This window comes from Granulicella sp. L60 (assembly GCF_009765825.1).
Classification (GTDB): domain Bacteria; phylum Acidobacteriota; class Terriglobia; order Terriglobales; family Acidobacteriaceae; genus Edaphobacter.
Map to the genome: position 1 here is coordinate 369,319 of NZ_LMUR01000003.1, position 10,348 is coordinate 379,666.

A 10,348-nucleotide genomic window follows, 5' to 3' on the forward strand; every position below is an offset into this window, starting at 1 on the left:
ACGATCAGTGAGCCTTGGTCAGCATTGGCCCTCGAAGATTGCGTAGTAAGTCTTTACGTTGGCCTTTGTTGTTCGAAGTTGCATCGATCCCATCAACGGGAAAGCTCGTTCCGATGATCCAGTAGGAGACATCATTACGGCGCGAACAACAGCCATATGTCCTTCAGTATCTTGCTCGGGCGATCCATTTGCGTGCCAAGCCGAAAACTCTTCCGGTCTCATGACGACGAAAAAGGTCAGTTCGCCGAAACGGTTACAACTATAACTACCGGAAACTAAACCATCTAGTTCTATGCGAGACAGCCTAACGTTTGGATCGTCAACTGTAAGAAACAGAGGGAACGGCACATTTAACCATCCCTCACCTTCGACGGTGATGCGAACACTTTCTCCTGTGGCCTTCAAGTCACCACGATTGTTCTGGATGCTCATGTTCCTCGACCCTTCGCTATGCGCTCACGAACAGCGTCGTTTGCATTCCGATGCAAATGGACGCAGAACAGGTTCATCATCTCGGAAGACGTCCTGAACGAATTCCCTTCTCAAGCCAGATATGTACGGCTACTACGTCGCGGCATGCACTCAAGCAGCCCCCTGGCAACGGGCTCTACCTCCTGCGGCAGACCCAGCCGCTCCAGCAAGATCACAAACTCATCCCCGCCCAGCCTCGCCACCGTGTCCTCCCGGCGAGCACACTTAATCAGGTGTTCGGAAAATGCCTTGAGCAGCGCTTGTCTCCGGCCGAGTGTCCGAGCGAATCGTTAATCGTCTTGAAACCGTCCAAGTCCATGAACATCACGGTAAAGGAAAGCCCGTTGCGCTGCGACCGGCTAACAGCCTGCTCGGCCCGCTGTATATACGAGCTGCGGTTCGGTATCCCCGTTAGCGGATCTTCGGTCGCCAACACGAGTAGTTGCTTATTCGCTTGTTCAAGCGATACGTTCATCCGATAAGCCTGCAAATCGAACCGCCTATCCATTATGGAGACAAGCAAAGTCACCGATAGGATGCACAGGATAGAACCCGTCGCTGTAAAGGCCAGCCAGTTCGTACTCGACCCGTTGGAGACACTGCAGATTGATCCGGTCGGAAAGATCGCCGCGTTCATGCCGGTGTAGTGCATCCCGGCTACGCCCACGCCCATCATGACACCGCCCACCATCAGGCGACGCCAGCTCAACTCATTGCTCGTGACCACATGCAGCGCAAAGTAGGAGATTGAGATCGCAGTCAACAGGGACAAGCCCGTTATCCCTACGTGGTAGCCGAGCTCAATCGGCATTCGGAACGCAAGCATCCCGATAAAGTGCATTGACCAGACGCCTGTCCCCATCGACATAGCGCCGCCAGACAGCCAGTACAAGCGTCGCCGCCCTCCCCTTCAATCGAGCGTATCCGGGCCACCAGGTCCAGCGTCGTATAGGAGGCAAGTATTGCGACCACCAGCGACAACGTCACCAGGTACCAGTTGTAAGAACCATGCATCAGAGAAATTCAGCACTCGAAGGCTTCAACACTTCAGGAATGCCCCACTCTTGCCAGCAGTATCCTCCCGGCGATGCGACTGGAGATTGTGCTCTGTTTCATGCATCGGCGAATTATATGGATACTTCAGGTTGCGTGAGTGGTTTGCACGAAAGAGTCTCAGCAATGTATCTGCAGATCATGTCCTCTGATTTTCAGACATTATTTCCCACTCAGGCTTTGCGTCTCGGCGTTTCAGCAGTATGAGCTCGGTTTCCAGGCTGGGACCGATGGCATGCCGTGTGATGGTGAGACTTGCAGATTGCCAACGTGGCTGGGCGCACACGCAGGAATAACACGCGGTGGTCTGGTCGATGATGCGACCGATGCCCTCCACCATACGGACCAACTGGGCACATGTTCTATGGCACTTAAGCCGCTTCTTAATGGCAAAAGCCTGTCACTGGACCAATGCAGACAGATCAAAAGGATGGCAGAGGACTTTTTGGTGTTTAGTGTGGAGGCCGATGTGTCACTCCGACAGTCTACGATTTGGTCAAGAATTTCCATCCACCGAAGTTGCATGACCAATGCCGCATCGGACGGCTTCGAATCCAAAGGTGTCATTGAACGACCACACAGAGGATGACGGGTAAGATCTGGTGTCTATAGCGTTGTGGAGCCGAGGTCGAAGTCGTCGAAAATTCTCGGCGATTCAAGTCTCTCTCCCTGGTTGGGCCGTAGTGATCCCATGCACAGTATGGAAGCCCAAGAAGCTCAGGAGGACGGGGGCTAAGCCACACGAAGTATCGCATGCCATTCTTACACCTAATGGGAATGACCCCCTGCGGTGTAAGGGGCGCAATCGGAATACCTTCGTATGCGAGCGCTCTTTCCAAAGAATCGTGCAGGATTTTCCGCTTACGGATAAGCGCACGATCATGTTCTGCATGACATTATGCAACGGTTCATTGTCGAAGACGACGTCAGCGAAGTAATTGCGGAGTATTGGAAGCAAGAAGCCAGAAATTCTATTTCAGCTGAATGCTTTCGAAGGAGCAACATCGAGGGACCAAAATGGGAAAGTACAGTGGACTCTACAAAAGTTGTATCCAAACTGTACTCGAAAAGCCTATGCTGTGAGGCATTGTTCGATGTTCGTTTATTCCAACGTTTACCTAATCTATTCTGCCGGGATTCGTCTTGGTATTTTTCAATTCATCCAACACCTGCGTTTTAGCGGGATCTCACCAGGAGCTTAGCCACCAGAAAACAGATCGCGGCACGATGCCGAACCCACATCATCTCCGGAGTCCCTTCTTATGCCGAGCAACAAAGCAACTTCACTCTTCAAACTTATGTTTACCGCCCTCACACTCATTCCTGGTTCGCAGTTTGCCTTCGCTCAACTTAACTCGACCGCAGCTACCATAACCCTGAACGCGACTCTCGCCGAATCCCTTAGCGTTAGCGCCACCCCAAACACAGTCAACTTCGCACTCCCCACTGTTCCTGGCACCGCGCTAGGCAGCGTTCCTGTGGTCATCGTAACAACCTGGTCATTAGCCGTTGGCCGCGCCAACGTGATTCTGGTTGCTTCTCTGTCGAGCCCCACTGCTGCCTTGACTTACGCAGGACCACCGGTATCGAACATCCCTTCGTCGGCAGTGCTTGGCGAAGATCTGCTCGGCTTGCCGACGACCTACACCGCATTTACGCAGACAGACGCTCTCGGTACCGCAGGCGCAGGCCTGCAAATCTATACCGTTCCTCTGACGGCGCTTAACCGGTCCTTCGTTCGCACCGACAGTCTGCTTCTGGAGATCAGCACCACGGGGCTGACGCTTGCTGCCGCAACCTATACGGGAACCATGACTCTTCAAGCGCAGGCACTCTAACAGGAGGGTTTGCGAAATATTCCGGCGTTTCGGACGGACGAGGGAGATCTCATGTCGTTTCGAATTCTCGTAGGCATAGTTTGGCTTAGTGCGTCCTTGTTGGCACAGACTGTTCAACCAGTCATCGTCGAATACAGAGGCAAAGCGGATGGAAAACTGATGCTTACCAATAACACTTTGTCCCCGATGGTTGTGATATTGGAGCCAAAGAGCTTCAGCATCACCGCGGAAGGGAAAGGGCAGTTTCGACCGCTTGACAGCAATATCCACGTACAGCTTTCGTCGATGAGTGTCCGGCTTCAACCAAAGCAAACCTACTATGTCTTTTACAAAGCCACAGCGGATAAACTACCCGCATGGTTTACCGTGTACGCCACGTTTTCAAACCCGCGGCACAGCGACGGTTTAGATGTGCGAATAATGCTGCCTCATACGGTCTATCTCTATCAGAAGCAGCCTCTGACGGTGAGTGAAGTCCAGGTAAAGAATCTCTCGTACAGCGTCCGAACCCGCCGATTGAGCTGCGACATTGAAAACGATGGTGAGGCTCTCGCCAGAGTTCAATCGGTCAAAGCCACTGGAGATCATGCGAGCGGCGATCTTGCCGGCTTTCCCTTGTTGCCCGGCGGATCAAGACATATAGAAATGGACTGGTCTGAGAGTCGGTCTCCCACGGAGATCGACTTTCGTTTTGAGCACTTCGACCTCAAGCGGCCGATTACAGGCAGCACACAGTAAGAACGAGACAGCGGGAAGGAGGTCGCGATGAGATTACTCGTTCTGGTTTTAATCTTTGCGGGCGGAGATTTTCTCAAGTCCCAGATCGTCGAATTAAGCGGCGGAACCTCGTCGCTCTACCAGTCGCAAGGAGGAACGGTGAGCGTCCGCAATGGGGCTTATACGACGTCGGTGGGGGCGGGTACGGTGGGTGGGCAGTTTTATGGTGGAGCCCAGCTAGTGAAGACAACGGAGCGGGCAAAATACACATTGGGCATCGACAACATTCCTTTTAATCTCCCGACGGATATCTTCGATAGCGGTCACTACTTGACTGGAATCGGCGCGGGAGTAACAACCAGGGTGGGCGGCGCAAATCTCTACGCATTTGCAGGAGCCACGTCAAACACGTTCAACAGCCCATTCTTCAATGGCGCTCGCGCTGTCACTCCGGCAGGCATTCTATTTGTAACCGGAAAAGTCACACCACAATGGACGGCTTCGGCACATTTCATCGTGGCGAGCCAGGTAACTGCGCTGTACAGCATGGCATGGAACTCAGGCACAGGGACACAGATCGCGTTCTCTGGAGGAATGGGATCCTACCAGCCTTACGCTGCCGCGAGTCTGTCACTCACTCGGCAACGAATTGACCTCAAGGCGGCCTATTACGAATCCGGGAGTCAGTTCAGGCGCACGGATGTGCAGACTCCAATCTCCTCGGAGCCCTATCGCGAAAATATCCTGCTAACGGTGAGGGCGACGCCGTATCTCACTTTGACGGCAGGAAGGCAGAACTATCTGACGCCGGTTTATGAGTCTCAAAATAATCTGCGCAGCACAGTGAATCAGGCCTCAGTCAGTCTGCAGGTCGCGGGTGTCGCAATGTCTGCGATGTTACTTCAGTCGACCTACGATGGCAGCGGGGATGTCTCGATGGTCTACTCCGCAAGCCGGGATGTAACATCGCGAATCCATGTGGGCGCTAGCTATCTCGTTAGTCGGCCGGAGGGTTCAAGCAGTACAGATGAACTTGTCTCTAATGTTCAAGAGACATTGAGCCCTCGGTGGGTTTTATCACAGACTGTCGACACATCGAACGGGCAGAACACCTTTGGCTTCGGGGGATCGTTTTTGTCCAACCTGGCGACGTTAAGCGCGGACTATCAGACCTATTATGTTCCTGCCAGGGTGCAGTCTCCCTTCGAACAAGCCTTAATCCTCAATGCTCAAATCCATCTTTTTGGAAGGCTCGCATTGAATGGTGGAACCTTTGTCGCTGCCGACGGACAGTTGCTGTACACGGCTGAGACGGAAGGAGCAGTGTCGCGACAACAAGGCATGGACGCCTCCGCTTATCAGCGCTATTCGATGGGCAGCATGATGGTTCGCGGAAGAGTGCTCGACTCACTTGGGCAGCCCGTCATGGGAGCAGCGCTTTTGCTCGATCAGCTTTCGGTTTATACAGATTCGGATGGGTACTTCTACGTGAGAGAGCGCAAACCGCGCACCCATCCCTTGAGGGTACTGGTGGATCAATTCTTGAACGGTGGAAGCTATCGCGTCGTGTCTGCTCCGGGGGAGGCGACCAGCAGTGCAAACGAAGATCAGACAATCACGACGGTTGTAGTGGAGAAGATTCTACGGGGCAAAAGTTAGGATGATCCTGATAAATCAAAAGAGGCCACATCGGCTGCTCGCGTGGATTGCGGGGTGCGTGTGGTTTGGCACTGCACAGGCACAGGTTTTATCGGTTAGTACTACGCACAGGCCCGCGTCTCCTAGCGTAGGAGTGGGCACCATTCAAGTGACGGCAATCCCTGGCGCGGTTAGCTTTAATCTGGTTCCAGGTGGAGTTGCCCCCGGTTCGAATTCGATTGCGGTGACAACTATGTGGAGCGGATTGACGCTTCTATCCGCTGTGAACGAGTATGCTTTTTTCGGCAGTGCTGCGATGGCTCTTAGCAGTAGTGCGCCCATCACTTCCATACCGTCTTCATGCGTCAGCGGGCAGGTCCTAACTGGGTCTCCCACCACTTTTACTCCATTCACTCAGGCGAGTCCCTTTGGAGCCGGCAGCAGTCTTCAGCTCTTCACGATAAGTTCCATCCTTACCGTCGGCAACTCCAGCCGCACGGACAACCTAAGCCTGAGCATCAACCTGTCGAGCTTGCCGCAACTCCCTGCAGCTACTTATACGGGAGTTCTATTTATAGTTGCGCAGGTCATGTAAATCGAATCACTTCGAGGCCGTTTCCAACTACTGTAATCATAGGGGATCAGCGGTCGCGCGTACCTTGGTGAGAATGGCACAAATCTTCATAGGGGGGCGAACGTATCGACACATGGTGACCGTCTTCCACGACGCAGTTACATAGCCAACGCAACGTGGAAATGCCCCGATGTTCAAATCGATGGATAACCGGTTCTTTGCCGTTTCCAAGGTGTTGATTCGGCTTGCAATGAAGTGGTAAAACGCCAAATAGCTATCTTTTTATGCAGGAGGTTGCATATAATTTATCTACCTGCTCCAGCCGAGTATCATAATGTAGATAGGTGATTATGAACGATTCCATTGAAGAGTTGCACATGAATCGAGTGCTCACTGAAGAAGTTCTGGCAAGCTGCCAGAATCACATCGAGTCACTCCAAGATCTCAGCAACCTAATCTCCCAGGACGCTGAGTACCTAAGCCCAGTCAGGCTCAACATCAAAATGATGGAATGGCATATCCGCAACCTCGCGGAATTGATCCTGCCTACACTGACGTGATGCTGCTAACAGCCTAGTTGGGTTGGGACAGGTTCGTAATAAGACTTCGTCACTATCAAAGTGAGAAAGCGGCTACCTAAGTAGTCTCTGCTTATGTAACCTTCTGGCTCGCTTTCTTTGACTTCGCCCAACACAGTCTCTGCACCTCGGCGATTTTTGCCTTCTCCTCAATACTCGTTCCACGCTTAGTTGGCTTGGCCGCCGCGATGTGTGCGGGCACTGTGCCCTTAGACCTGTCTACCGAATTATCAGCCCCACACCTTGTAGCAAAGACTTAGACTCTTGTAACTTAGCAAACTGAGCATTAATTGACGCAATTATTCATTTGTATTCAAAGTGTTCTGCTGTGATTGTTGTATCGAAGACATAACTGTGATGAGTTGGGCACCTCCAAAACCGTCAACCAGTAAAATTGTGATCAAGGCTATACTCCTCCGCGTGCCGCTAGGCGGAGTATAGGCTTATGTCGTATGACTGACACACGGAAGAGCAAAATCACTCAATCTTGTATGCATAAATTTGCATGAGGCTGTGACCGTTCTTCAGAAATGAAGCTAAGTGACTACATTTTTGATAGGATGAAGTTCCTCCCCTATTGTTATTTGCCCTGCCGAGGAAGTTGGGTTTGTGAAAAAGTGCCGTTCTGCTGAGTTTGCACTTGTATCTATTGTTCGAGAAATTCTATCTGTCGTCGTTATCCTCTTAGCCGCCATCCATTTAGTTTGGTGCCGACTCAGAGGCGACACGCGCCTCGAACGATCCAATCCACGCCTTATGTGCAGGTTTGTTCATTTGGCTGAGCGCGTGGAAGCTAGGTACCAGAACTTGCGGAGGTTGATATAAGTGTCAATGTCAGGCTGACAAACACTAGAGGGTGCTGGGTTAGCCAACGCCTTTATTGCCCATTTATTTACCGATAGACGTTTTGCTCCCGTTTATTCTCTTCGTCTTTGATAACAGTTGAGCACTCGCCCCACTCCGCACCCTCGCCCAGCGATCTGGCGGATGTTAGGCCGGAGTTTCGTCGGTTGATCATCATCCGATCTGCTTCAACGTGAAGGCTATGGAGCCTTGAATTATCGGCTAACTCGACCAAGGCTGCCCAAATAGTTCTATCGGGCGCACGTTCGAATACGATGCTTTCTGACATGGTATGTTCCCTTCATTACTCTTGAGGGAGAATCACTATGAGGATTGGTGGGCGAAATACTGGCTGTCAATCGTCTACTAGGCAGCTGGCAAAATTAGGCTAACAGTAGGCAGAATCAACTCCGCGAGATTACGGATATGCCACTCCATCATTCTGGTGTTGAGCCTGACTTGGGATGGAGATTCAGCTTCTAGGGAAGTTAGATGGCTGAGGTTTTGGAGTGACTCTATGTGATTGCGGCAACTCGCCAGGGCTTCTTTGGTGAGCATTTGATTCTCATAAGACTCTTCAGTGGAATCGGACATAATCACCTATCTGCATCATTGATACTCAGTTGGAGCAGATAAGTAGTGTGATGCCGCCTTTGCCGGTGAAGATAGTCCTAAATAGTATTTAGATGTTAGCTGTGAGTTATATCAAGGCTTATGAAGCTGACGTTGCCTTCGGAAAGAGCAACGAGCCTGCTGTTGGCGATGCCGACGCGATGGGTGTAGGCGCCAAGATAGCGCAGGGCATGTTCCGGCCCACCGAAGGGGCGCTTCGAGTAGACGACCCAGTCCTGACGGAACAGGACTCTGAGCCACGCTGCGAAGCAGCGTGGCTCAGCGAGCGATGCGAGGTGGCCGTGGAACTGGAGCCTGCCTTCGTGGAAGGCGGTCTTAAGACCGGCGACGAACTTGCCGCGGAAGACGCGTCCGAGCACCCTGACGGGTAAGAAGAAGGATCGTCGCGAGGAGATCCAGCCGGAGTGATCCGGAGAGAGGCCGCCAGCAGCGATCACAGTAGACATGAGGATGATGTTGCAGCCTCTGGTCCCAGGTATGGAGCACGCTGAAGAAGCCGATCTCGGCGCCCAGGTGTCGAGGATCACGAGCGACCTCGAGTAACGTGGCGGCGCTGGTGTGGAACAGCAGACCATAGACCAGCCGCTTGTTCTGGAGCGCGAGCGGAGCCAGTTCACGCGGCAGCGTGAACACGGCATGTACGTAGCGCGTGGGCAGCAACTCGCGCTCTCGCTGCTCAAGCCAGCGGATGCGGGCGTTGCCCTGGCACTTCGGGCAGTGCCGGTTACGGCACGAGTTATAGGAGATGGCCGTGTGTCCGCAGCCGGAGCATCGATCGCGATGGCCGCCAAGAGCAGCGGTGCGACAACGCGCGATGGCCGTCAGCACCTTCTCATGCTGTCCGTTGAGCCACCGTCGGTTGCGGTCGATGAAACCCTGGCCTGCATAGCGAACGATGTCAGCCATCTCCAGTGGAGACCGGCTTAGATACTGCATATGGCTTCTCCTGGTGTTCCAGGCGGAAGCCTGTCGAGCGGACTGGAGGTGGCGCTCAAGTGCCTCTTCGAGAGGTGCAGATAGATCGTTGTCTCTTCAAGATCACGGTCCCCGAGCAGGACCTGGATGGTGCGCAGATCGGCTCCGGCTTCGAGCAGGTGCGTCGCGAAGCAATGGCGCAGGGTATGAGGGTGGATGTGCTTGTGCTCGAGGCCGGCGCGAAGCGCGGCCTGCTGGCACGTAGTCCAGAGCACCTTGGTTGTAATCGGACGGCTCGAGGTATGCCACCGGTTGCCAGGAAAGAGCCACTCGCTGGGCTTGTGTCGAAGCCCTCGCCAGTAAGAGCTCAACGCTTCGAGAAGCACCGGACTCAGCATCACGTCGCGGTCCTTGCGGCCCTTGCCTCCGCGGATGTGAATCACCATCCGCTGGCTGTCGATGTCGGCCACCTTGAGGCGTGCCACTTCCGCACGCCGCGCACCCGTGGCATAAAGCGTCATGACCAGGATGCGCTGGAAGGGCGTCTCGGTCGCATCGATCAGACGGGCGACCTCCTGTTGGCTGAGGATCTCCGGTAGGTGCAGGACCTTCTTCGGGTACGGAGTCTCGGCTGCGCTCCAGCCTCGCTTCAACCCCTGGATGTAAAGGAAGCGCAACGCAGCCAGACGTTGCGTCACTGTGTTGGGAGCCAGCTTCCAGGTGCGAAACATCGCAGCCTGGTACTGACGTATATGCTCTAGGCCGAGCTTGTCCGGCGAACGATGAAAGTGTTGAGCAAAGTGCTCAACGGTGCGGATGTATGTGCGAATCGTCCCAGGAGCGTAGTTGCGGCGCTCCAACTCTTCCAGCATGATCTGACGTAGATGGGTCACAGAGAATCCTCCTTCTCTGCGACAAAACGCTAGATCATCGCCTCAACCGCTGGCCCGGCACACGCGAACGCGTCTGCGGCACAGCGGCTTCGTTCAAGTCGGCATGTCGGAAGTAATCCGTCCGTTCAATGAGGTCGCGGTAGGGACGATCATTACTGATCGCCCCCCGCACAGATCCACACGAGCGCTCATTAG

The 10,348-nt window shown here is 53.6% G+C and carries 8 protein-coding genes and 1 pseudogene; 4 read left to right on the top strand and 5 right to left on the bottom strand.

Features of this window, described 5'->3' with window-relative positions; translation table 11 throughout:
- Positions 1-18: 18 nt before the first annotated feature.
- From GSQ82_RS02335 to GSQ82_RS02345, 3 genes are all read right to left on the bottom strand, one after another.
- Positions 19-432, bottom strand: coding sequence for a hypothetical protein (locus GSQ82_RS02335; RefSeq protein WP_158790383.1), 414 nt, complete (start codon positions 430-432; stop codon positions 19-21).
- 110 nt (positions 433-542) lie between these two features.
- Positions 543-674, bottom strand: coding sequence for a hypothetical protein (locus tag GSQ82_RS25510; RefSeq protein WP_371417149.1), 132 nt, complete (start codon positions 672-674; stop codon positions 543-545).
- Positions 675-700: 26 nt separating this feature from the next.
- Positions 701-1,339, bottom strand: coding sequence for a GGDEF domain-containing protein (locus GSQ82_RS02345; RefSeq protein WP_158790384.1), 639 nt, complete (start codon positions 1,337-1,339; stop codon positions 701-703).
- Between the two features lie 1,447 nt (positions 1,340-2,786).
- Between GSQ82_RS02345 and GSQ82_RS02350 the strand changes: the two genes are divergently transcribed.
- The 4 genes from GSQ82_RS02350 to GSQ82_RS02365 all read left to right on the top strand — a co-directional run bounded on the left by GSQ82_RS02350 (position 2,787) and on the right by GSQ82_RS02365 (position 6,312).
- The gene (locus GSQ82_RS02350; RefSeq protein ID WP_158790385.1) at positions 2,787-3,362 is read left to right on the top strand and encodes a hypothetical protein; all 576 of its coding nucleotides are present in this window, start codon (positions 2,787-2,789) and stop codon (positions 3,360-3,362) included.
- A gap of 99 nt (positions 3,363-3,461) precedes the next feature.
- Entirely contained in the window at positions 3,462-4,100 is a 639-nt protein-coding gene (locus GSQ82_RS02355; RefSeq protein ID WP_216846988.1) for a hypothetical protein, read from the top strand.
- Positions 4,101-4,127: 27 nt separating this feature from the next.
- Positions 4,128-5,738, top strand: a complete 1,611-nt coding sequence (locus tag GSQ82_RS02360) for a carboxypeptidase-like regulatory domain-containing protein (protein ID WP_158790387.1) — start codon at positions 4,128-4,130, stop codon at positions 5,736-5,738.
- A gap of 148 nt (positions 5,739-5,886) precedes the next feature.
- Positions 5,887-6,312 carry a hypothetical protein gene (locus tag GSQ82_RS02365; RefSeq protein WP_158790388.1) on the top strand — a complete coding sequence of 142 codons (426 nt, stop codon included), beginning with the start codon at positions 5,887-5,889 and terminating at the stop codon, positions 6,310-6,312.
- Between the two features lie 2,089 nt (positions 6,313-8,401).
- Here GSQ82_RS02365 and GSQ82_RS02375 read toward each other — a convergent pair.
- Positions 8,402-9,281 (bottom strand): annotated as a pseudogene (locus GSQ82_RS02375) (transposase).
- On the bottom strand, positions 9,269-10,153 hold the full coding sequence (locus GSQ82_RS02380) for a site-specific integrase (protein ID WP_158790391.1): 885 nt from the start codon (positions 10,151-10,153) through the stop codon (positions 9,269-9,271). The pseudogene GSQ82_RS02375 and the gene GSQ82_RS02380 overlap by 13 nt, the downstream one beginning before the upstream one ends.
- Positions 10,154-10,348 lie beyond the last annotated feature (195 nt).